Below are 20,972 nucleotides of genomic sequence, written 5' to 3'. Positions count from 1 at the left end.
AAACAAGCAAACGTATCGACGGGCCCGCAAGGCAGAGCCGTCGAAAAAAGATGCGGCATTATCCTGTGATTGAGGGCGCCTGTCACTGCGCACACTCACGCAAGCATGCAATCCGTTGAAGATCGTACAACCGAGGGTTGTCAGGCGCGGTGAGCGAGGTTCAAACTGCCGCCTCTGTCGCAGGCACTGGCCTGCGCCTCTTCTCTCTATAAACAGGCGACGGCGGACACGTCGAACGCCTGCGTGTTGACCATTCATTCAGGGATCCGGACATGGAACTGGTTGTAAAAAGCGTTAGCCCAGAAACGTTGAAAACCGCCACCCTGGTGGTTGCCGTCGGCGAAGGCCGCAAACTCGGCGTTGCCGCCAAACAGGTCGACGAACTGAGCGGCGGCGCCATCAGCGCCGTGCTCAAGCGTGGCGACCTGGCCGGCAAGGTCGGCCAGAGCCTGTTGCTGCACAGCCTGCCGAACCTGAAAGCCGAACGCGTGCTGCTGGTCGGCGTGGGCAAGGATGAAGAACTGGGCGACCGTCCGTTCCGCAAGATCGTCGCCGGCATCCTCAACACGCTTAAAGGCCTGGGTGGCAGCGACGCCGTGCTGGCGCTCGATGAAATCATCATCAAGAACCGCGACAGCTACGGCAAGACCCGTCTGCTGGCCGAAACCCTGGTCGATGGCGAATACACCTTCGACCAGTTCAAGAGCCAGAAAGCCGAACCGCGCGCCCTGAAAAAAATCACCCTGCTGACCATCAAGGCCGCTCAGGCCGAAGTGCAACGCGCCGTGAACCACGCCACCGCGATCGCCAACGGCATGGCGTTCACCCGTAACCTGGGCAACCTGCCGCCGAATATCTGCCACCCGACTTTCCTGGGCGAACAGGCCAAAAACCTCGGCAAAGAGTTCAAGGATCTGAAAGTCGAAGTCCTCGACGAGAAGAAGATCAAATCCCTGGGCATGGGTTCGTTCTACGCCGTCGGCCAGGGCAGCGCCCAGCCGCCGCGCCTGATCGTCATGCAATACAACGGCGGCAAGAAATCCGAGAAGCCGTACGCACTGGTCGGTAAAGGCATCACTTTCGATACTGGCGGTATCAGCCTGAAACCGGGCGCCGGCATGGACGAGATGAAGTACGACATGGGTGGTGCCGCCAGCGTGTTCGGTACCCTTCGCGCCGTGCTGGAACTGAAACTGCCGATCAACCTGGTGTGCATCCTGGCTTGCGCCGAGAACATGCCGAGCGGCACCGCTTCGCGCCCGGGCGACATCGTCACCACCATGAGCGGCCAGACCGTGGAAATCCTCAACACCGACGCCGAAGGCCGTCTGGTGCTGTGCGATGCACTGACCTACTCCGAGCGCTTCAAGCCGCAAGCCGTGATCGACATCGCCACCCTGACCGGTGCCTGCGTCGTTGCGCTGGGCGCCCACACATCGGGCCTGCTGGGCAACAACGACGAACTGATCGAGCAACTGCTGAGCGCCGGCAAGGCTGCCGACGATCGCGCCTGGCAACTGCCGCTGTTCGATGAGTACCAGGAGCAACTGGACAGCCCGTTCGCCGACATCGCCAACATCGGCGGTCCGAAGGCCGGCACCATCACCGCCGCGTGCTTCCTGTCGCGCTTCACCAAGAACCTGAACTGGGCGCACCTGGACATCGCGGGCACCGCCTGGACCAGCGGTGGCAAGGACAAGGGCGCAACCGGCCGTCCGGTTCCGTTGCTGACTCAATACCTGCTGGATCGCGCCAAAGCCTGAAACCGATGAACCTGGGCGGCGCTGCCTTCGGGTGGCGCCGTTCGAGGCTCAGGAACCGCAATGACCAAAGTCGACTTTTATATCCTGCCCAGTGCCGCCCCTTCGGCGCGTCTGGATTTTGCCTGCAAGCTCACCGAGAAAGCCTGGCGCATGGGTCATCGCATCTACCTGCATTGCAGCGATGCCACCCAGCGTGATGATCTCGATGCGCGACTGTGGGCGTTCAAGGGCGAAACCTTCGTGCCTCATGGCCCGGCCGACAGCGAACCGGAAGGACTGATCGTGCTGGGACTGGGCGATGACTGCGGCCAGCACACAGACTTACTGGTCAACCTTGACCTGAAAGTCCCGGTTTTCGCCAATAAATTCGCCCGCGTTGCCGAGGTGGTGGTGGAAGATCCGGCGATCCGCACTGCGGCGCGGGAGAGTTTCCGTTTCTACCGCGAACAGGGCTATCCTCTGCAAGACCACCGTTTACAGCGACTCTGAGTACGCCGATGGACACTCCAAAACCGCTGCAAAAACCCGCGCACCTGCTGGACGACCTCGAGTCGATCCGCCAGTTGCTCGGCGATGACAACCTGCAACCGCCGCTTTTGACCGACACGGTCGATGATGGCGAACAGGAACAGATTCCGATGTTGTTCGATTCGGTCGACAACACACCGCAAGCCGTCGAAGCTGCACCCGCGCCAACGCCTGCTCCGCAACCTGCCGCTGCGCCTGTGGAGAAAGGCCCCGACGCTATCCTGCACCTGGACAGCGAACTGCGCGCCGCTGCGCAACTGATCATGCAGGACGTGATCGACGACTTCGCTCCGCACATCGAAACCGAAATCAAACGTCGCCTCGAGGCGCGGATGGAACGGCTTCTCGCCGCAGCTTCGAGCGGCAAGCTTTAAGCGGCGAGCAAAAGCCGCATACCTTCTGAAATCCACAGCTGCCTGAGTCCGCAGACAATAGCTTGCGGCTCGCAGCTTGTAGCCTGCCGCTGCCCCCCCAGCTATACTTCCCAGCTTTTCCTGAATAAATGCCAATAGGGTCCCGCCGCGCATGGATAAGACCTACCAGCCGCACGCCATTGAAACTTCCTGGTACAACACCTGGGAGTCCGAGAACTACTTCGCCCCGCAAGGCGCGGGCGACTCCTACACCATCATGATTCCGCCGCCGAACGTCACCGGCAGCCTGCACATGGGTCACGGTTTCAACAACGCGATCATGGACGCCCTGATCCGTTTCCGCCGCATGCAGGGTCGCAACACCCTGTGGCAGCCGGGCACCGACCACGCCGGTATCGCCACGCAGATGCTGGTGGAGCGTCAACTCGAAGCCCAGGGCCAGAATCGCCACGATCTGGGCCGCGAAAAATTCCTCGAGAAAGTCTGGGAATGGAAGGATCAGTCCGGCGGCAACATCAGCCGTCAGATCCGCCGTCTCGGCTCGTCCGTGGACTGGAGCCGCGAGCGCTTCACCATGGATGACGGCCTCTCGGAAGCCGTTAAAGAAGCCTTCGTGCGCCTGCACGAAGACGGTCTGATCTATCGCGGCAAGCGTCTGGTCAACTGGGACACCAAACTGCACACGGCGATTTCCGACCTCGAAGTGGAAAACCACGACGAGAAAGGTTTCCTGTGGAATCTGAAATACCCGCTGGCCGACGGCGCGAAAACCGCTGAAGGCAACGATTTCCTGATCGTCGCGACCACCCGTCCGGAAACCATGCTCGGCGACTCCGCCGTCGCGGTGAACCCGAACGACGAGCGCTACAAAGCCCTGATCGGCAAGTTTGTCGAGCTGCCGCTGGTCGGCCGCCGCATTCCGATCATCGCCGACGATTACTGCGATCCTGAATTCGGCACCGGTTGCGTGAAAATCACCCCGGCCCACGATTTCAACGACTACGAAGTCGGCAAGCGCCACAACCTGCCGCTGCTGAACATCTTCGACAAGAACGCCAACGTGCTGCCGGCAGCGCAGGTGTTCAACCTCGACGGCACGCTGAACGACAGCATCGACGGCAAGATTCCGGCCGAGTACGCCGGTCTCGAGCGTTTCGAAGCGCGCAAGCAGATCGTTGCCGCGTTCGACGCCGCCGGCCTGTTGGTCAGCGTCGACGACCACAATCTGAAAGTGCCGAAAGGCGACCGCTCCGGCACCGTCATCGAGCCGTGGCTGACCGATCAGTGGTACGTGTCCACCAAGCCGCTGGCCGAGCCTGCGATTGCTGCCGTTGAAGACGGTCGTATCCAGTTCGTGCCGAAGCAGTACGAAAACATGTACTTCTCGTGGATGCGCGACATCCAGGACTGGTGCATCAGCCGTCAGCTGTGGTGGGGCCACCGGATTCCGGCCTGGTACGACGAGTCGGGCAAGGTCTACGTCGGCCGCGACGAAGCCGAAGTGCGCGCCAAGCACAACCTCGGCCCGGACGTTGCGCTGCAACAGGACAACGACGTTCTCGACACCTGGTTCAGTTCGGGCCTGTGGACGTTCTCCACCCTGGGCTGGCCGGAAAAGACCGAGTTCCTGAAGAAATTCCACTCCACCGACGTGCTGGTGACGGGCTTCGACATCATTTTCTTCTGGGTTGCCCGGATGATCATGCTGACGATGCACCTGATCAAGAACGAGGACGGCACGCCGCAGGTTCCGTTCAAGACCGTTTACGTGCACGGCCTGGTGCGTGATGGCCAAGGCCAGAAGATGTCCAAGTCCAAGGGCAACGTCCTGGACCCGCTGGACATCATCGACGGTATCGAGCTCGAAACCCTGGTGCAGAAACGCACTTCCGGTCTGATGCAGCCGAAACTGGCGAAGAAGATCGAGAAGCAGACCCGCGACGAGTTCGCCGACGGCATCGCCAGCTACGGCACCGACGCCCTGCGCTTCACCTTCTGCTCGCTGGCGTCCACCGGCCGCGACATCAAGTTCGACATGGGCCGCGTCGAAGGCTATCGCAACTTCTGCAACAAGATCTGGAACGCCGCGCGTTATGTTCTGGACAAGGGCGAAGACTGCGGCCAGAACGGCGAAGCCTACGAGCTGTCGCTGGCGGATCGCTGGATCATCTCGCAACTGCAACGCACCGAAGCCGAAGTGACCCGTCAACTGGATCAGTTCCGTTTCGACCTGGCGGCGCAAGCGCTGTACGAGTTCATCTGGAACCAGTACTGCGACTGGTATCTGGAACTGTCCAAACCCGTGCTGTGGGACGAAAACGCACCGATCGAGCGTCAGCGCGGCACCCGTCGCACACTGGTTCGAGTACTGGAAGTGGCCCTGCGTCTGGCCCATCCGTTCATGCCGTTCATCACTGAAGAAATCTGGCAGCGCATCGCGCCGCTGGCCGGCATTCAGGGCAAGACGATCATGCTGCAACCTTGGCCGGTGGCCAACGAAGAGCGTATCGATCCGGCGGCCGAAGACGACATCGAATGGCTCAAGGGTCTGATGCTCGGCACGCGCAACATCCGTGGCGAAATGAACATCGGCCCGGGCAAGCCACTGCCGATCTACCTGAAGAACGTCAGCGCTGAAGACCAGCGTCGCCTGACCGAAAACGAAGCGCTGCTGAAGAAGCTGGCGCGTCTGGAATCGATCACCGTTCTCGCCGCTGGTGAAGAAGCACCGTTGTCCGCCACCGCGCTGGTCGGCGAGATGGAAGTGCTGGTGCCGATGGCCGGTCTGATCGACAAGGGCGCCGAGCTGGCGCGCCTGGACAAGGAAATCCTGCGTCTGCAGGGCGAAGTCCAGCGGGTCGGCGGCAAGCTGTCCAACGCCGGTTTCGTTGACAAGGCCCCGGCCGAAGTCATCGAGAAGGAGCGCGCCAAACTGGCCGAGGCTGAACAGGCCTTGGGCAAACTGGCCGAGCAGCACGCGCGGATTGCCAGCCTGTAACGGCGTATCGCACTGAAAAGGGAGGCCCGCAACGGCCTCCCTTTTTTGTGCCCGGCACTTTTCCGGCCAACAACACGGCTCCCTGTGGGACAATGGCCGCCACTTTCAGCCCTACCCGAATCGACCACGCCCATGAACGCCCCACGTACACCGAAACCTGCGCGCAAGAAGCCTGACTCCGCCACCCCGGCCAAGCCCGTGGCGCCGCGTAAAGAGGCCAGCCTGCATCCGCGCAATCGCCATCAGGGTCGTTACGACTTCCCGGCGCTGATCAAGACCACGCCGGAACTGGCGAAGTTCGTGATCACCAACCCGTACGGCAAGGAAAGCATCGACTTCGCCAGTCCCGATGCAGTGCGTGTGTTCAACCGGGCGCTGCTCAAGTCGTTCTACGGCATCCAGCATTGGGACATCCCGGCCGATTATCTGTGCCCGCCGGTGCCGGGCCGTGCAGACTACATCCACTTCCTGGCTGACCTGCTGGCCAGCAACAACGACGGCGTGGTTCCGCGCGGCGCCATCGTCAACGTGCTGGATATCGGCATGGGCGCCAACTGCGTGTATCCGCTGATCGGCAACAGCGAATATCGCTGGCACTTCCTCGGCTCGGAGATCGATCCGACCGCCGTGGCCGCCGCCAGGGCTATCGTCCAGTCCAACGACCTGAACAAGGTCATCCAGCTGCGCCAGCAGGAGAACCGCAAGCACATCCTCATCGGCCTGCTGGAACCCGGCGAGCGCTTTGACCTGACCATGTGCAACCCGCCGTTCCATGCCTCGATGGAAGAGGCCACCAAGGGCAGCGAGCGTAAATGGCGAGCCCTGGGCAAGGCCGACCCGAAACGCAAACTGCCGGTGCTGAATTTCGGCGGTCAGTCGGCCGAGCTGTGGTGTGAAGGCGGCGAAGCGCGTTTCGTGACGCAACTGATCGCCGAAAGCGCGAACTTTGCGCACAAGGTGCTGTGGTTCAGCACCCTGGTCTCGAAAGCCTCGAACCTGCCTGCCATCGAAACCGCACTGAAGAAGGCCGGCGCGCTGGAAAGCCAGGTGGTGGAGATGTCCCAAGGGCAGAAACAGAGTCGCTTCGTCGCCTGGACTTTCCAGACCAAGTCCGAGCAGCAGATCTGGCGGCGCGAACGCTGGGTGCGCAAGTAATACGTTTCAACTGGGGCGGCGCTAATTCGCAAAGCAGCCGCTGCTACTGCTGAAACACAATCGGCAGGCACAAAAAAACCGTGCCCGGATCACTCCGGTGCACGGTTTTCTTTTATCGCTGCGTCTTACTTGTTCACAGCGTCGGTCAGGCCTTTGGCCACAACCAGCTTGATCACTTTCTTGGCAGGGATTTCGATGGCAGCGCCAGTCGATGGGTTACGGCCAGTGCGGGCAGGACGCTCGGTCACTTTCAGCTTGCCGATACCTGGCAAAGTGATTTCGGCACCGTTTTCCAGCTGATCGGCAACGATTTGGCCCAGTTGGTCCAGAGCGGCACGCGCGGTGGTTTTCGGCGCGTCGATAGCTTCAGCGATGTCGGCGATCAGTTGGTCTTTAGTAAGAGCCATGTAGTGTTCCTTCCCTATCAAATTCATATGGATTGCAGAGTGCAGTGTCAGCCATCGAGCCCGATCTTCTGGATCTGGCACCCTCGGCGATAACCACGACGAGTCGGGGTTATAGATGCCGAAATCAAGGTTTGGTTCGACCTGACAAAAGCTGAATGCATGCTTGTCGCGGTGACTTCGCACAAGACCGGGCAAAACTAGCACAGAGACAAGGAAATATCCGCCTCCAGCTAGCCAAATGGTCAGGTTTATTGCGCTAAATCGGTAAATAAATGCATAAGGGCCGTCGGCTGACCCGGATTTGCCCTTCACCCCGCGCCAAATCCAGTGGTTGCGGTACACTGGGCGCTTTTTCGGGGGAGCCCGCCCTCCTCCCTTCCACCAGCCGAGAAGCCTATGCCGATCCGTCATTGCATCGTCCATTTGATCGACAAAAAACCCGACGGCACACCCGCAGTTCTGCACGCCCGTGACTCCGAACTGGCTGAGTCCGCAGCCATCGAGAACATGCTCGCCGATCTCAACGAGAGCTATAACGCCAAACAGGGCAAAGCCTGGGGGCTGTTCCATCCGGAGTCCGGTGCGTTTCCGTTCAGCGGCTGGCTGAAGGAATACATGGAAGGCGGCAAGGACTTCACCGCGTTCAGTAAAGTCGCGGTCGAGCACCTGCAAAAGCTGATGGAAGAATCGAACCTGTCGGTCGGCGGCCACGTGCTGTTCGCCCACTATCAGCAAGGCATGACCGATTACCTGGCCATCGCCCTGCTGCACCACAGCGAAGGCGTGGCGGTGACCGATGAACTGGATGTGACGCCTTCGCGCCACCTCGACCTCGGTCAACTGCACCTGGCAGCGCGGATCAACGTTTCCGAGTGGCAGAACAACAAGCAGTCCAAGCAGTACATCTCGTTCATCAAGGGCAAGAACGGCAAAAAGGTCTCGGAGTACTTCCGCGACTTCATTGGCTGCCAGGAAGGCGTCGACGGCCCCGGAGAGACCCGCACCCTGCTCAAGGCCTTCAGCGACTTCGTCGAGAGCGAAGACCTGCCGGAAGATTCCGCCCGCGAGAAGACCAAGACCCTGGTCGACTACGCCAGCAGCCAGGCCAAGCTCGGCGAGCCAATGGGCCTGGAAGAACTCTCGGAGTTGATCGACGAAGAACGCCCGAAAGCCTTTTACGATCACATCCGCAACAAGGATTACGGCCTGTCGCCGGAGATCCCGGCGGATAAGCGCACCCTCAACCAGTTCCGCCGCTTCACCGGTCGCGCCGAAGGCCTGTCGATCAGCTTCGAAGCGCACCTGCTGGGCTCGAAAATCGAGTACGACGAAGAAGCCGGGACCCTGGTCATCAAAGGTCTGCCGACCTCGCTGACCGATCAGCTCAAGCGCCGCAACTGATGCTCGGCAATGTGCTGAAAAAGGTTCTGCTGGTTCTGCTGGTGGTTGTGGTCTATCAGAACTGGGGCAAGATCGAGCGGGTGTTCAACCCGTCGCAGATGTCGTCCGAGCAGGTTCGCGCCAACGCCCATGTCGTGCTGTACGCCACGGACTGGTGCGGCTACTGCAAGCAGACCAAGCGCTTTCTCGACCAGAAAGGCATTGCGTTCAAGGAATTCGATATCGAGAAGGATACCGAGGCACGCAAGGCGTATGAAGCGCTGGGCGGTCGCGGGATTCCGCTGATCGACGTCAATGGCACGTTGATTCGCGGGTTCGATCCGGACGAGATTCTCGCTGCACTGAAATGAACGAGGGAGCCAATCGGCTCCCTCAGTTGTTTCAGCGTTTCTCGATCCGGAAACCGAAACGCGGGAAGTGCACGTGCACCACTCCGCCACGTTCGTCCTCACGGCGCAGGATCAGCTCCTCGCGACCGGCAAATACCAACTCACCGGCCACCGGATCAACGCCGTAGTCTGTCGCTGCGATCAGCACCTGCTGACCTGCCACGAACCCGTTTGGATCAGTGAACTCTTCGTCCGGTAACGCCGCTGGCGTCGAATTGCGTGCGACCTCCAGTGCTTCCTCCGAGCTCATCTCGCTGGCCGCGCCATGGCCAAAACCGAGCACACGACCCAGCCACGCCGACACTGCCGGATAAGCATCCACCAACGGCGCCGTCACGTGCGTGGCCTTGAGAAACCACAGCGGATGGGCCATGGCGAAGTCGGCAATCGACGGTTCACCGAACAGGAAGTCACCGTCTTCACGCTGCAACTGCTGCTCCAGACGTGCCATGACAGTCGGCCAGTTGTGTTTGGCCTGCTCGGCCGACAGCCTGGTCGCGCTGCCACCACTGAACAGCCCGGCCCGATCGGCGAGGAAGGCCTTGATCGCTTCCGGCGGCAACTTGCCGAAACGCACCGCCACCGATTCCGGCTGGAACACCAGGCTCACCGCATGCTGGAACACCACCGAATCGGCCCAGGCGGCAAAACTGGCGGCGATCATCTCCTGACCTTCCGGGAAGAACGAAGGCTGGGCCTTTTCCTGCTCGAGGCGGCGGGCGATCAACGCGGTGTCGCAGTAGATATCGGCGCCGATCTGCAGCACCGGGGTCTTGCGGTAGCCACCGGTCAGGGCAGTCAGGTCCGGCTTCGGCATCACCGGCGAGATGTGCACCGAACGCCAGGACAAGCCCTTGAAACCCAACAGCAGCCGGGCCTTTTCGGCAAATGGAGAGGTCGGGTAATGATGCAGAATCAACTCGGACATGCTCGGCTCCGCCGCACAGAAAGTGAGCCCGCAGCTTAGCGCGCAATTCGTTCGCAGCCTACGGATCCGGCTGATGGGAACTGATCAGTCAGGTTGATAATGGGCGCAAAGGCGAATAGTCTTCAGCCACGCCAGTGTATTCAGTGAGATGCACCAAGCGCGGCCGCAAACCGATGCTTGCCGAAAAAACCGCCCCGCAAAGGCGGTTTTTTTTCGCCTGCCGCTTGCCTGAGGCAGCGCCTTCGACATGCAGGGACTTCTACCGCCTGCCCCCGATCAATCAGGCCGATAAGACGCCACCAGACATTCCTTCGCACTCTTCCTGAGCTTCTTGATCAACCGTTCCTGACGCAACGCATCACCCTTGTCGCGACAACGCTCGGTGTAGACCAGCGCCATCGCCGGGCTTGAGAGAAAGAACCGCGCGCCCTTGCCGCTCTGGTGCTTGGCAAAACGGCGCACGGGATCATCGCTGATCCCGCAGTACAGCGAACCGTTGGCGGCGCGTACGAGGTAGACGAACCAGGCCTTGCTCACTGGAACGTCGGCGTCGAGAGGATTTTCGCTGAGGCTGGTCACGGGACAATTCAGGCGTAAGGAAAACAGGCGGCGATCTTATCAGCGACTCGCCTGAAATGCCTTCAGCCCTTTCAGCGCTTGGGCGCGGACGGCGTTGCGCACCAGTGGCGTCCAGCCAAGCAGCAGGCCCTTGAAGCCCAGCGCCTGACGCGACCAGCGCCACAGGTCGAAGTGGTCGTGGTGTTCACAGATCTTGCCGTCACGGAAGACGAAGCGTGCCTGGATGTCGTTGATCACGACGTTGCCGGTCTGGCTGAACAGGTAGGTAGCCACCCAGTGGGCGCCGCCGCTGCGTTCGTCGGCGCGGACGTTGTCGAAGGTCAGGGAGAAGTCCTTGGCGCGGGTGGTGAGCATGCGCCACATGTCGCCGGCATCGCGCCCGCGCAGTTCGCCGAAGGCCGGATCGCTGAACACTACGTCGTCGGTGTAGCAGGCGGCCATGGCCTCGGCGTCGAGGCGCTGGAAAGCCTGGTAGAAACGGGTGATCAGGGCGCTGTGGGCTTCTTCACTCATGGGCAATCTCCAGGAAATGTACAGATTGCCAGCACGATAATCCGCAAACGCCCGAAACACTATCGGCATTCGCATTCCGAATACCGACAATGTGTGCGCGTCAGACCTTTTCGCTTGTCACCTGCACGTACAGCGCGCGACCGGCACCGAGGCCGGCGAGGATTGCCCCGGCACCGATGATGCCGAAGATCCAGCCCACGGCGTTCCAGCCGCCGGTCCAGTCGTGCACCACGCCGACCGCGAACGGCCCCATGGACGCGAGGGTGTAGCCAAAGCCCTGGGACATGCTCGACAGGTTCGCCGCCACGTGGGAATCCCGCGAGCGCAGCACGATCAGGGTCAGCGCCAGGCTGAACGTACCGCCCTGCCCCAGGCCCAGCAGGATCGCCCAGCCCCACAGGCCTTCGATCGGCGCGTAGAGGCAACCGAACAGGCCGCCGAGGGTCAGCGCCATTACTACCACGATCGCCAGGCGCTGATCCTTGCCCCGGGTGGCCAGCCACGGTGCCGCCAGGGAGCTGGCGAGCTGGATGATCACCGAGCCGGACAGCACCAGACCGGCCTGGGTTGGCGTCAGCCCGCGACCGATGAGGATCGACGGCAACCAGCCGAACACGATGTAGGCCAGCGACGATTGCAGGCCCATGTACAAGGTCACTTGCCAGGCCAGCGGATCCCGCAGCAGACCGCGCACCCGGTAGGCAACGTTGTGCGCACCGTGCTTCTGGCCGATTTGCGGCAGCCAGAAAACCGCAGCAACCAGCGCCGGAATCACCCAGAACCCCAATCCCATGGCCCAGCTGTGGTTGAAGTGCTCACTCAGTGGCACGGTGGACCCCGCCGCCATCGCCGCACCCAGGCACAGGGCCATGGTGTAGACACCGGTCATGGTGCCGGCATGCTTGGCGAAGTCACGCTTGACGATGCCCGGCAGCAACACGCCGATGATGCCGATGCTCGCGCCACCCACCACGCTGCCGGCGAACAGACCGATCTCACCGAAATTGCTGCGCAGGATAATGCCGCCGGCCAGTGTCAGAAGAATCCCCAAGACCACCCGCTCGGCACCGAAACGCCGCGCGAGCACCGGGGCCAGCGGGGCGAACAAGCCGAGGCAGAGCACCGGCAATGTCGTCAGCAATCCTGCCTGAGCAGCTGACAAGCCAAGGCTTCTCGACACCTCACTGAGCAACGGCGCCATGCTCGACAGCGCCGGTCGCAGGTTCAACGCCACCAGAATCAGCCCCAGCAGCAACAGCCACGGGCGCCGCACCAGCGGATGGCTTTGCTGCACCTGCTCGTCATCGGCTTCGGCGTCGATCAACAACTCTTCGAGCTCGGCCTTGCGAACGGCAGCCGGGGACACTTCTGGGCGGGACATGGTTTTCTCGGTTTCAAGGTTCATTGATCAACTGCCTCGACAGGGCTTTGGCCCGCTCCGGGTCGCGTTGCTCGACGGCCTCCAGCAAGGCGACGTGCAAATCGAAGACTTCCTGTCGACGGGGGACGATGTTCAGGGTCTGGCGCAGTTGCGCGCCAACGATGCTGGAAAAATAGCGATACAGCTCGCTGAGGGTCGGGTTGTGCGCGGCGTCCACCAGACGGCGGTGGAACACCAGATCGCAGGCGATGTAGCTGTCGAGGTCGCCATGGTAGTGACTGCCGGCGTGCCCCAGTGCCTCGCGCAGAGCCACAAGGTCGTCGTCGGTCCGACGCAAGGCCGCCAGGCCGATGGCCTCGACTTCAAGGATGTGCCGGGTTTCCCGAGCCTGATCCAGCGAGCATCTGGACAGCGCCTTGAGCGTGTCCATCGGATCGACCACCGCCCGCAGGTAACTGCCGTCACCCTGACGGATTTCGATCAACCCGGAAAATGCCAGCACCCGCATCGCCTCGCGCACGGTGTTGCGACTGATGCCGAGTTCGGCGCACAGCTCGGGCTCGGTTGGCAGACGCTGACCGACCTGCCACGTGCCGTCGGTGATGCGTTGGCGCAACTGATCCAAGGCCTGATCGACCAGGGATCGCTTAATAAGTGGAAAAATGTCTGACATAGGATTCGCCCTTTCATCCAATCATGGGATGAATTTTCTGACATGTTAGTCAGCTCCGTGTAGGACGGCAACCACCTAGGGTCAGAGAGAGACAAATGGAGCGGGATTTTCGATTAGTCAAAATTACCCTTTAAGGGTAATTTCAGGGACAGGGTTTTGGTTTCTTATGGAAAAGAACACACCCCATTACAACTTGGCGGTGATCAAGGCAGAGGTCAGGCGACGGGGAAGACAGGCATTCACCAAGAGCGCAGAAAAAACCGGACTGGATCTCGGCTTCAGCATCATAGAGATGCAAGAAATCGTTTTCGAACTGCAGAACAGGATGTTGTACAAGTCGATGACCACCTATGACGATCATCGAGTCTGGCAAGACGTTTATCACACGCACTCACACGATCTGGAGATTTACATCAAGGTGACATACCGCCCCGAAGGTGGCCCACCGGTAATCTCCTTCAAGGAGAAAAACCAATGAAGACCCGGCAATGTTTCAGCTGCGGTGCACGTGAGGGAATGACACATTTCGAGGGCCGCGGCGAAACCATCAGTGTCAAAGGCATGGAACGTCGTATCGATGACCTTGCTGGCTGGGAATGTCGCAAATGCGGTGAGGTCGAGTGGGACGCCGATACCGATAGTGCAGAACGCTACACGCAAGCCGGTGATGATCTGGTGATTGCTGCCCGACAAATGATCGGTAACGAGATGAAGCGCATCCGGCGCAAATTGCACCTGACGCAAAAAGAAACGGTGCAACTGCTGTCTGGTGGCGGACACAACGCATTTTCCCGCTATGAGCGCGGCGAAGTGCTTCCGCCGAAGGCGTTGATGCTGCTGATGCGCCTGCTCGATCGCTATCCGCACTTGCTCGCCGATGCGAAAGCCCTGGGTGAAGGGGCGGATCTGAGGAACGCCTTCAAGTTCACCGAGCACAAAGAACAAGAAGCCCTCACCGCCTCCTGACCCACAAAAAACAAACCCGGCACTAGGCCGGGTTGGTTTTACCCATCAGATATCAATGCAGGATCTGACTCAGGAACAGCTTCGTCCGATCATTCTGTGGATTGTCGAAGAAGTCGTTGGGTGCCGCCTGCTCGACGATTTCGCCCTTGTCCATGAAGATCACGCGGTTGGCCACGGTGCGTGCGAAGCCCATTTCGTGGGTTACGCAGAGCATGGTCATACCGTCTTCGGCGAGGCCGATCATAGTGTCGAGTACTTCTTTCACCATCTCCGGGTCGAGTGCCGAGGTCGGTTCGTCGAACAGCATGATTTTCGGTTTCATGCACAACGCGCGGGCGATCGCCACACGCTGCTGCTGACCGCCGGACAGTTGCCCCGGGTACTTGTGCGCCTGCTCCGGAATGCGTACGCGTTCCAGGTAATGCATGGCGATTTCCTCGGCCTTGCGCTTGGGCATCTTGCGTACCCACATCGGCGCCAGGGTGCAGTTCTGCAGGATGGTCAGGTGCGGGAACAAGTTGAAGTGCTGGAACACCATGCCGACTTCGCGGCGGATCGCTTCGATCTGCTTGAGGTCGTTGGTCAGCTCCACGCCATCGACCACGATGCGGCCCTGCTGGTGCTCTTCCAGACGGTTGAGGCAGCGGATGGTGGTGGATTTGCCGGAACCCGACGGGCCGCACAGCACGATACGCTCGCCCTGACGCACGTTGAGGTTGATGTCTTTCAGCACGTGGAACTGGCCGTACCACTTGTTCACGCCCTGCATCTGAATGATGCCTTCAGGGCCCACTGGCTTTTTGATTGCTTCGCTCATCGAAAAAACTCCTAACGCTTGTGGCCAGTGTCGAGCTTGCGTTCCAGGTGCATGGAATAGCGCGACATACCAAAACAGAAAATCCAGAACACCAGGGCGGCGAACACGTAGCCTTCGGTGGCCATGCCCAGCCATTTCGGATCGGCAGCGGCTTGCTTGACGCTGTTGAGCAGGTCAAAGAGGCCGATGATGATCACCAGGCTGGTGTCCTTGAACAGCGCGATGAAGGTGTTGACGATGCCGGGAATCACCAGCTTCAGGGCTTGCGGCAGAATCACCAGGCCCATGGCGCGCCAGTAACCGAGCCCCATCGCGGCCGCGGCTTCGTACTGGCCCTTGGGGATCGCTTGCAGACCGCCGCGCACCACTTCGGCGACGTACGCCGACTGGAACAGGATCACGCCGATCAGCGCCCGCAGCAGCTTGTCGAAGTTCATGCCTTCGGGCAGGAACAGCGGCAGCATCACCGAGGACATGAACAGCACCGTGATCAACGGCACGCCGCGCCAGAACTCGATGAAGGTCACGCAGACCACACGGATCGCCGGCATGTTCGAACGCCGGCCCAGCGCCAGGACAATCCCCAGCGGCAACGCACCGGCGATGCCGACAGTGGCGATCACCAGGGTCAGCATCAGACCGCCCCACTGGCTGGTCGCCACGGTGTCGAGGCCGAAGACGCCGCCATGCAGCAGGCACCAGGCAACGATCGGGTAGACCACCAGGAAGCTCAGGCCGTACACCGCCTTGTGCGCCACGCGCTTGATGAACAGTGGCGCCACGCCGATGACAGCCAGCCACACCGTCAGGTCCACGCGCCAGCGTAGTTCCGGCGGGTAGTAGCCGTACATGAACTGACCGAAACGCTGCTGGATGAAGACCCAGCAGGCGCCGTCCTTGGTGCAGTCGGCGCGGGTGGTGCCGACCCAGTTGGCATCGATGATCGCCCAGCTGAGGATCGGCGGAATCACCAGATAGATCAGGTAGAACGCGAACAGGGTCAGCAGGGTGTTGAGCCAGCTGGAGAACATGTTCGCGCGGATCCACGCCATCGGGCCGAAGACCTTGGCCGGCGGTGGCATGTCGGGTTTGAAAGTATGAGTACTCATGCGCTATTCCTTACCGCTCGATCAGCGCGATGCGCTTGTTGTACCAGTTCATCAGCAGGGAAATGCTGATACTGATCGCCAGGTACACGCTCATGGTGATGGCAATGACTTCGATCGCCTGACCGGTCTGGTTCAGCACGGTGCCGGCGAACAGCGAAACCATCTCCGGATAACCGATACCGGCCGCCAGTGAGGAGTTCTTCGCCAGATTCAGGTATTGGCTGGTCAGCGGCGGGATGATGACCCGCAGCGCCTGCGGAATGATCACCTTGCGCAGGGTCGGGCCGTTGCGCAGGCCGAGCGAATGCGCCGCCTCGGTCTGGCCATGGCTGACCGACTTAATGCCCGAACGCACGATCTCGGCGATGAACGCGGCGGTGTACACCGTCAGCGCCAGGGTCAAGGCCAGCAGTTCCGGAATCAGCACCCAGCCACCGACGAAGTTGAAGCCCTGCAGCTTCGGCATTTCCCAGTGCACAGGCGCACCGAAGATCAGCACGCACAGCGCCGGGATCACCAGGAACAACGCCAGGCCTGCCCAGAACTTGTGGAACGGCTCGCCGGTGGCTTCAAAGCGCTTGTTGGCCCAGCGGCTCATCAGCACGATGGCGACGATGGCCACCACGATGCTGATCACGAACGCCCAGAAACCGTCGGCCATTTGCGCGGCCGGCATGTTCAGGCCACGGCTGCTGACGAAGAAGGTATCGCCGAAGTTATGGCTGTTGCGCGGCCCCGGCATGGTCAGGAACACCGCGAAGTACCAGAACAGGATCTGCAGCAGTGGCGGGATGTTACGGAAAACCTCCACGTACACCGTTGCCAGTTTGGCGATGATCCAGTTCTTCGACAGGCGCGCGACGCCGACGATGAAGCCGAGGATCGTGGCCAGGATCACGCCAATGAACGTCACCAGCAGCGTGTTGAGCAGGCCGATGACAAACACCCGGGCATAACTGTCCGCTTCGGTGTAGGAGATCAGGTGTTGAGCGATGCCGAACCCGGCACTGCGCTCGAGAAAGTCGAACCCCGAAGTGATACCCCGGTGTTGCAGGTTGGTCTGGGTGTTATCGAACAGATACCAGCCCAGGGAGACCACCGCCACGATGGTGATGATCTGAAATACCCACGCACGCACTCGTGGATCGCTGAGGCTGAGCCTCTGCTTTGGTGCGCCGATTGAATTTTGCATGAAGTGCCCCGGAAATAATGGAACAGAACGTCACCCGGCAGTTGGCCTGCCGGGTGACAGAACCATCAGCGCACTGGTGGTGCGTATTGAATGCCGCCGTTGTTCCACAGCGCGTTCAGGCCGCGGTCGATTTCCAGCGGAGTGCTCTTGCCGAGGTTTTTCTCGAAGATTTCGCCGTAGTTGCCGACTTGCTTGACGATCTGTACGACCCAGTCCTTCGGCAGTTTCAGGTCTTTGCCGTATTCGCCGTCTGCGCCGAGCATACGAGCGACATCCGGGTTCTTGGTGGCTTTGGCTTCAGCTTCGACGTTCTTCGAAGAGATGCCTGCTTCTTCGGTGTTCAGCAGCGCGTACCCAACCCAACGCACGATGGCCAGCCACTCGTCGTCGCCGTTACGCACGACCGGGCCCAGAGGTTCCTTGGAAATGGTTTCCGGCAGAACCACGTAGTCCTTCGGCGAAGCCAGCTTGCTGCGCTGGGCGAACAGCTGGGACTTGTCGGAGGTCAGCACGTCGCAACGACCGGATTCCAGCGACTTGGCGCTTTCATCGGAGGTGTCGAAAGTGATCGGGGTGTATTTCAGACCGTTGCCGCGGAAGTAGTCGGAAACGTTCAGTTCGGTGGTGGTACCGGCCTGGATGCAGATGGTTGCACCGTCCAGCTCTTTGGCACTCTTCACGCCCAGCTTGTTGTTTACCAGGAAGCCGATGCCGTCGTAGTAGGTAATGAAGCCCGGGAATTTCAGGCCCATGCCCGCGTCACGGGAGCTGGTCATGGTGGTGTTGCGCGACAGGATGTCGATCTCGCCCGACTGCAGCGCGGTGAAGCGCTCCTTGGCGTTCAACTGACTGAACTTGACCTTGGTCGCGTCGCCGAACACGGCAGCGGCCACGGCGCGGCAGACGTCAGCATCGATACCCACGATCTTGCCGGTGGAATCCGGAACCGAGAAGCCTGGCAAGCCATCGCTGACGCCGCACTGCACGAATCCTTTCTTCTTCACTGCATCCAGGGTTGCACCCGCCTGAGCGAACCCGCTGACACCCAGTACTGCAGCAGCAGTCACGATCGCCAGAGTGGATTTCAACATCTTCATTCAAACCTCCAGTTTTGCTCTTGTTGTGTCGGAGCTTGAGTCCAGTCGCACCCTTTTGAGGCGTTGTTGACCCGTGTTGGCTTTTTTTGGGGTCAACCGACGCAGGACCTTCGCTATGAGTCTAGTAGGAGACAATCCACATCATGGACAACTCACTTCTCACCAGTCGGCCGAACGGGCGGTAGCCCTTTCACGTTCGCTAAGCCCGTTGCGGCCATTGGCGAACATCCATCACCGGATTCTTTGCTATCCCGTCGCCAGGCGTTCACTGATAGTGTTACCGCCAGGCGCGAGATCGATTGCACGACTACCTCATAGCAAAGCCCGTACCACACCGGCAGCTGAAGCGATTGAGTGACAGGTCAATAGCAAAACTTGCACCCTTGCGACATCTTCTTAACGGATCAGCCGGGCGCGCACGCAAATCACGCACTCAATGAGAGCGCCCGCACACAATTGGAGCAGCCATGACCGAGCCCTTGATTCTTCAGCCTGTTAAGCCCGCAGACGCCTGCGTGATCTGGCTGCACGGCCTCGGCGCCGACCGCTACGACTTTCTGCCGGTGGCCGAAGCGCTTCAGGAAAGCCTGCTGAGCACGCGGTTCGTCCTGCCCCAGGCGCCGACCCGTCCGGTGACGATAAATGGCGGATATGCCATGCCGAGCTGGTACGACATCAAAGCCATGAGCCCGGCCCGGGCAATCGACCGCGATGAGCTGGAAGCGTCCGCCGACCGCATCATCGAATTGATCGAAGAACAGCGAAGCAGCGGAATAGACGCTTCGCGGATTTTCCTCGCCGGCTTTTCCCAGGGCGGCGCCGTGGTCTATCACACCGCATTCCTGAAATGGCAGGGGCCGTTGGGCGGGGTGCTGGCACTATCGACATACGCGCCGACGTTCAGCGATGAACTGGAGTTGTCCGCCAGCCAGCAGCGGATTCCGGTGCTGGCACTGCACGGCCAGTTCGACAACGTGGTGCAGAACTCCATGGGTCGCACGGCTTATGAGTATCTCAAGGCCCATGGTGTCACCGTGACATGGCAGGAATACCCAATGGAGCACGAAGTGTTACCCGAAGAAATTCGCGACATCGGCACATGGTTGAGCGAACGCCTGCGCTGACAATTGCGACAGGGCTCGCCCTTTGATCATCCCACTACGCCGCGCCCGTTTCTTGCATTACACTGGCCGGCGTACATTCCTTAACCAATTGATGAGATGACCGTGCTCAAAGCACTCAAGAAAATGTTCGGTAAAAGCGAGGCTGAGCAGCTCGCGCCAGTCCCCACTGCGCCGTCGCACGCCCCCGGTCATCGCAACGATGCCAGCCAGGCCGACCGCCAGACGCCCAAACGCGAACCGAAACCCGCTCCAGCTGCCGCGCCCGCTACCGAGCCGGCCCGCAGCGAAGCACCGAAACCGGCCAAACCACGTCGCGAACCCAAGCCCAAGGCGCCGGTGATTCCCTGGAAACTCGAAGACTTCGTCGTCGAGCCGCAGGAAGGCAAGACCCGCTTCCACGATTTCAAGCTCGCCCCGGAACTGATGCACGCCATCCACGACCTGGGTTTCCCGTATTGCACACCGATCCAGGCCCAGGTGCTGGGTTATACGCTCGCCGGCAAAGACGCCATCGGCCGCGCCCAGACCGGCACCGGCAAGACTGCCGCGTTCCTGATCTCGATCATCACCCAGCTGTTGCAGACCCCGCCGCCGAAAGAGCGCTACATGGGCGAACCACGGGCGCTGATCATCGCGCCGACCCGCGAGCTGGTGGTGCAGATCGCCAAGGACGCAGCCGACCTGACCAAGTACACCGGCCTCAACGTCATGACGTTCGTCGGCGGCATGGACTTCGACAAGCAGCTCAAGCACCTCGAAGCGCGCCATTGCGACATCCTCGTCGCGACCCCGGGCCGCCTGCTTGACTTCAACCAGCGCGGCGACGTGCACCTGGACATGGTCGAAGTGATGGTGCTGGACGAAGCCGACCGCATGCTCGACATGGGCTTCATCCCGCAGGTCCGACAGATCATTCGCCAGACCCCGCCGAAAAGCGAACGCCAGACTCTGCTGTTCTCCGCGACCTTCACCGACGACGTGATGAACCTCGCCAAGCAGTGGACCACCGATCCTGCGATCGTCGAAATCGAAGTCACCAACGTGGCCAACGAGAACGTCGAGCAGCACATCTACGCGGTGGCCGGTGCCGACAAATACAAACTGTTGTTCAACCTGGTCAACGACAACGGCTGGGAGCGAGTGATCGTGTTCGCCAACCGCAAGGACGAAGTGCGCCGTATCGAAGAACGCCTGGTGCGTGACGGCATCAACGCCGCGCAACTGTCCGGCGACGTGCCGCAGCACAAGCGGATCAAGACGCTCGAAGGCTTCCGCGAAGGCAAGATCCGGGTACTGGTCGCCACCGACGTGGCCGGGCGCGGTATCCACATCGACGGCATCAGCCACGTGATCAACTTCACCCTGCCGGAAGTCCCGGACGACTATGTGCACCGTATCGGTCGTACCGGTCGTGCTGGCGCCGACGGCGTGTCGATCAGCTTCGCCGGTGAGGACGACTCCTATCAGTTGCCGTCCATCGAAGAAAAGCTCGGTCGCAAGATCAGCTGTGAAACGCCGCCGACCCATCTATTGCGGGCGGTTGAGCGCAAGCGTCCACAGTAAGCGACGCTATAAAGC

At 60.7% G+C, this 20,972-nt stretch carries 21 protein-coding genes; 11 read left to right on the top strand and 10 right to left on the bottom strand.

Annotated elements, in window-relative coordinates:
* Nucleotides 1–272 precede the first annotated feature (272 nt).
* The 5 genes from ACM6JM_RS16790 to rlmF all read left to right on the top strand — a co-directional run bounded on the left by ACM6JM_RS16790 (nucleotide 273) and on the right by rlmF (nucleotide 6,818).
* Nucleotides 273–1,763 (top strand): leucyl aminopeptidase, encoded by a 1,491-nt coding sequence (locus tag ACM6JM_RS16790; RefSeq protein ID WP_039769503.1) that lies wholly within the window; start codon nucleotides 273–275, stop codon nucleotides 1,761–1,763.
* Nucleotides 1,764–1,823: 60 nt separating this feature from the next.
* Complete coding sequence (locus tag ACM6JM_RS16785) at nucleotides 1,824–2,252, top strand: DNA polymerase III subunit chi (RefSeq protein WP_414882235.1); 429 nt, start codon at nucleotides 1,824–1,826, stop codon at nucleotides 2,250–2,252.
* An 8-nt stretch (nucleotides 2,253–2,260) separates the two neighbouring features.
* Nucleotides 2,261–2,665 carry a DNA polymerase III subunit chi gene (locus ACM6JM_RS16780; protein WP_163974077.1) on the top strand — a complete coding sequence of 135 codons (405 nt, stop codon included), beginning with the start codon at nucleotides 2,261–2,263 and terminating at the stop codon, nucleotides 2,663–2,665.
* Nucleotides 2,666–2,816: 151 nt separating this feature from the next.
* Entirely contained in the window at nucleotides 2,817–5,663 is a 2,847-nt protein-coding gene (locus ACM6JM_RS16775) for a valine--tRNA ligase (protein WP_039769500.1), read from the top strand.
* A gap of 132 nt (nucleotides 5,664–5,795) precedes the next feature.
* On the top strand, nucleotides 5,796–6,818 hold the full coding sequence (rlmF, locus tag ACM6JM_RS16770; protein WP_085747006.1) for a 23S rRNA (adenine(1618)-N(6))-methyltransferase RlmF: 1,023 nt from the start codon (nucleotides 5,796–5,798) through the stop codon (nucleotides 6,816–6,818).
* A 125-nt stretch (nucleotides 6,819–6,943) separates the two neighbouring features.
* Here rlmF and ACM6JM_RS16765 read toward each other — a convergent pair whose 3' ends face one another.
* On the bottom strand, nucleotides 6,944–7,225 hold the full coding sequence (locus tag ACM6JM_RS16765) for an HU family DNA-binding protein (protein ID WP_007957357.1): 282 nt from the start codon (nucleotides 7,223–7,225) through the stop codon (nucleotides 6,944–6,946).
* 396 nt (nucleotides 7,226–7,621) lie between these two features.
* On the opposite strand from ACM6JM_RS16765, the gene yejK reads away from it, so the two are divergent.
* Together yejK and ACM6JM_RS16755 are read left to right on the top strand one after the other, a co-directional pair.
* On the top strand, nucleotides 7,622–8,626 hold the full coding sequence (gene yejK / locus ACM6JM_RS16760) for a nucleoid-associated protein YejK (protein WP_039769496.1): 1,005 nt from the start codon (nucleotides 7,622–7,624) through the stop codon (nucleotides 8,624–8,626).
* Nucleotides 8,626–8,976: a glutaredoxin family protein gene (locus ACM6JM_RS16755; protein WP_039769495.1), complete on the top strand. Its 351-nt coding sequence runs from the start codon at nucleotides 8,626–8,628 to the stop codon at nucleotides 8,974–8,976. The genes yejK and ACM6JM_RS16755 overlap by 1 nt, the downstream gene beginning before the upstream one ends.
* A 31-nt stretch (nucleotides 8,977–9,007) precedes the next feature.
* Here ACM6JM_RS16755 and ACM6JM_RS16750 read toward each other — a convergent pair whose 3' ends face one another.
* From ACM6JM_RS16750 to ACM6JM_RS16730, 5 genes are all read right to left on the bottom strand, one after another.
* Nucleotides 9,008–9,943, bottom strand: coding sequence for a glutathione S-transferase family protein (locus ACM6JM_RS16750; protein WP_414882234.1), 936 nt, complete (start codon nucleotides 9,941–9,943; stop codon nucleotides 9,008–9,010).
* A 276-nt stretch (nucleotides 9,944–10,219) separates the two neighbouring features.
* Entirely contained in the window at nucleotides 10,220–10,522 is a 303-nt protein-coding gene (locus ACM6JM_RS16745; protein WP_163974075.1) for a GIY-YIG nuclease family protein, read from the bottom strand.
* Nucleotides 10,523–10,561: 39 nt separating this feature from the next.
* On the bottom strand, nucleotides 10,562–11,035 hold the full coding sequence (locus tag ACM6JM_RS16740; RefSeq protein WP_064593559.1) for a nuclear transport factor 2 family protein: 474 nt from the start codon (nucleotides 11,033–11,035) through the stop codon (nucleotides 10,562–10,564).
* Between the two features lie 100 nt (nucleotides 11,036–11,135).
* Nucleotides 11,136–12,440 (bottom strand): CynX/NimT family MFS transporter, encoded by a 1,305-nt coding sequence (locus ACM6JM_RS16735; RefSeq protein ID WP_039769487.1) that lies wholly within the window; start codon nucleotides 12,438–12,440, stop codon nucleotides 11,136–11,138.
* A complete protein-coding gene (locus tag ACM6JM_RS16730) occupies nucleotides 12,430–13,089 on the bottom strand; it encodes a FadR/GntR family transcriptional regulator (protein WP_414882233.1) in 660 nt (219 codons plus the stop codon). Before ACM6JM_RS16730 ends, ACM6JM_RS16735 begins: the two co-directional genes overlap by 11 nt.
* Nucleotides 13,090–13,255: 166 nt before the next feature.
* On the opposite strand from ACM6JM_RS16730, the gene ACM6JM_RS16725 reads away from it, so the two are divergent.
* Nucleotides 13,256–13,567 carry a type II toxin-antitoxin system MqsR family toxin gene (locus tag ACM6JM_RS16725; RefSeq protein ID WP_039769485.1) on the top strand — a complete coding sequence of 104 codons (312 nt, stop codon included), beginning with the start codon at nucleotides 13,256–13,258 and terminating at the stop codon, nucleotides 13,565–13,567.
* Nucleotides 13,564–14,055 (top strand): type II TA system antitoxin MqsA family protein, encoded by a 492-nt coding sequence (locus ACM6JM_RS16720; protein ID WP_074691189.1) that lies wholly within the window; start codon nucleotides 13,564–13,566, stop codon nucleotides 14,053–14,055. The genes ACM6JM_RS16725 and ACM6JM_RS16720 overlap by 4 nt, the downstream gene beginning before the upstream one ends.
* 52 nt (nucleotides 14,056–14,107) lie before the next feature.
* Here the strand turns inward: ACM6JM_RS16720 and ACM6JM_RS16715 are convergent, their stop codons facing one another.
* The 4 genes from ACM6JM_RS16715 to ACM6JM_RS16700 form a co-directional block, all read right to left on the bottom strand.
* On the bottom strand, nucleotides 14,108–14,872 hold the full coding sequence (locus ACM6JM_RS16715) for an amino acid ABC transporter ATP-binding protein (RefSeq protein ID WP_007957337.1): 765 nt from the start codon (nucleotides 14,870–14,872) through the stop codon (nucleotides 14,108–14,110).
* Between the two features lie 11 nt (nucleotides 14,873–14,883).
* Complete coding sequence (locus ACM6JM_RS16710) at nucleotides 14,884–15,981, bottom strand: amino acid ABC transporter permease (protein ID WP_007957335.1); 1,098 nt, start codon at nucleotides 15,979–15,981, stop codon at nucleotides 14,884–14,886.
* A 10-nt stretch (nucleotides 15,982–15,991) separates the two neighbouring features.
* The gene (locus ACM6JM_RS16705; protein ID WP_414882232.1) at nucleotides 15,992–17,173 is read right to left on the bottom strand and encodes an amino acid ABC transporter permease; all 1,182 of its coding nucleotides are present in this window, start codon (nucleotides 17,171–17,173) and stop codon (nucleotides 15,992–15,994) included.
* A gap of 65 nt (nucleotides 17,174–17,238) precedes the next feature.
* On the bottom strand, nucleotides 17,239–18,270 hold the full coding sequence (locus ACM6JM_RS16700) for an amino acid ABC transporter substrate-binding protein (RefSeq protein ID WP_007957332.1): 1,032 nt from the start codon (nucleotides 18,268–18,270) through the stop codon (nucleotides 17,239–17,241).
* 467 nt (nucleotides 18,271–18,737) lie between these two features.
* Here ACM6JM_RS16700 and ACM6JM_RS16695 point away from each other — a divergent pair, with 467 nt between their 5' ends.
* Together ACM6JM_RS16695 and rhlB are read left to right on the top strand one after the other, a co-directional pair.
* Entirely contained in the window at nucleotides 18,738–19,394 is a 657-nt protein-coding gene (locus tag ACM6JM_RS16695; protein WP_039769482.1) for an alpha/beta hydrolase, read from the top strand.
* A gap of 96 nt (nucleotides 19,395–19,490) precedes the next feature.
* Nucleotides 19,491–20,957 (top strand): ATP-dependent RNA helicase RhlB, encoded by a 1,467-nt coding sequence (gene rhlB / locus ACM6JM_RS16690; protein WP_103386425.1) that lies wholly within the window; start codon nucleotides 19,491–19,493, stop codon nucleotides 20,955–20,957.
* Nucleotides 20,958–20,972 lie beyond the last annotated feature (15 nt).

It is taken from the genome of Pseudomonas sp. IT-P2 (assembly GCF_949767575.1).
GTDB lineage: Bacteria > Pseudomonadota > Gammaproteobacteria > Pseudomonadales > Pseudomonadaceae > Aquipseudomonas > Aquipseudomonas pharyngis.
The sequence above is the reverse complement of the archived record's forward strand: the minus strand, read 5'-3'. Positions and strand labels throughout refer to the sequence as shown.

Excerpts from the sequence above, each read along its gene's own strand:
- ACM6JM_RS16765 (WP_007957357.1), bottom strand. The coding sequence starts at position 7,225 with ATGGCTCTTACTAAAGACCAACTGATCGCCGACATCGCTGAAGCTATC.
- ACM6JM_RS16695 (WP_039769482.1), top strand. The coding sequence starts at position 18,738 with ATGACCGAGCCCTTGATTCTTCAGCCTGTTAAGCCCGCAGACGCCTGC.
- rhlB (WP_103386425.1), top strand. The coding sequence starts at position 19,491 with ATGACCGTGCTCAAAGCACTCAAGAAAATGTTCGGTAAAAGCGAGGCT.
- ACM6JM_RS16775 (WP_039769500.1), top strand. The coding sequence starts at position 2,817 with ATGGATAAGACCTACCAGCCGCACGCCATTGAAACTTCCTGGTACAAC.
- ACM6JM_RS16780 (WP_163974077.1), top strand. The coding sequence starts at position 2,261 with ATGGACACTCCAAAACCGCTGCAAAAACCCGCGCACCTGCTGGACGAC.
- ACM6JM_RS16715 (WP_007957337.1), bottom strand. The coding sequence starts at position 14,872 with ATGAGCGAAGCAATCAAAAAGCCAGTGGGCCCTGAAGGCATCATTCAG.
- ACM6JM_RS16785 (WP_414882235.1), top strand. The coding sequence starts at position 1,824 with ATGACCAAAGTCGACTTTTATATCCTGCCCAGTGCCGCCCCTTCGGCG.
- ACM6JM_RS16740 (WP_064593559.1), bottom strand. The coding sequence starts at position 11,035 with ATGAGTGAAGAAGCCCACAGCGCCCTGATCACCCGTTTCTACCAGGCT.
- yejK (WP_039769496.1), top strand. The coding sequence starts at position 7,622 with ATGCCGATCCGTCATTGCATCGTCCATTTGATCGACAAAAAACCCGAC.
- ACM6JM_RS16710 (WP_007957335.1), bottom strand. The coding sequence starts at position 15,981 with ATGAGTACTCATACTTTCAAACCCGACATGCCACCGCCGGCCAAGGTC.
- ACM6JM_RS16720 (WP_074691189.1), top strand. The coding sequence starts at position 13,564 with ATGAAGACCCGGCAATGTTTCAGCTGCGGTGCACGTGAGGGAATGACA.
- ACM6JM_RS16700 (WP_007957332.1), bottom strand. The coding sequence starts at position 18,270 with ATGAAGATGTTGAAATCCACTCTGGCGATCGTGACTGCTGCTGCAGTA.
- ACM6JM_RS16755 (WP_039769495.1), top strand. The coding sequence starts at position 8,626 with ATGCTCGGCAATGTGCTGAAAAAGGTTCTGCTGGTTCTGCTGGTGGTT.
- rlmF (WP_085747006.1), top strand. The coding sequence starts at position 5,796 with ATGAACGCCCCACGTACACCGAAACCTGCGCGCAAGAAGCCTGACTCC.
- ACM6JM_RS16705 (WP_414882232.1), bottom strand. The coding sequence starts at position 17,173 with ATGCAAAATTCAATCGGCGCACCAAAGCAGAGGCTCAGCCTCAGCGAT.
- ACM6JM_RS16790 (WP_039769503.1), top strand. The coding sequence starts at position 273 with ATGGAACTGGTTGTAAAAAGCGTTAGCCCAGAAACGTTGAAAACCGCC.
- ACM6JM_RS16735 (WP_039769487.1), bottom strand. The coding sequence starts at position 12,440 with ATGAACCTTGAAACCGAGAAAACCATGTCCCGCCCAGAAGTGTCCCCG.
- ACM6JM_RS16730 (WP_414882233.1), bottom strand. The coding sequence starts at position 13,089 with ATGTCAGACATTTTTCCACTTATTAAGCGATCCCTGGTCGATCAGGCC.
- ACM6JM_RS16725 (WP_039769485.1), top strand. The coding sequence starts at position 13,256 with ATGGAAAAGAACACACCCCATTACAACTTGGCGGTGATCAAGGCAGAG.
- ACM6JM_RS16750 (WP_414882234.1), bottom strand. The coding sequence starts at position 9,943 with ATGTCCGAGTTGATTCTGCATCATTACCCGACCTCTCCATTTGCCGAA.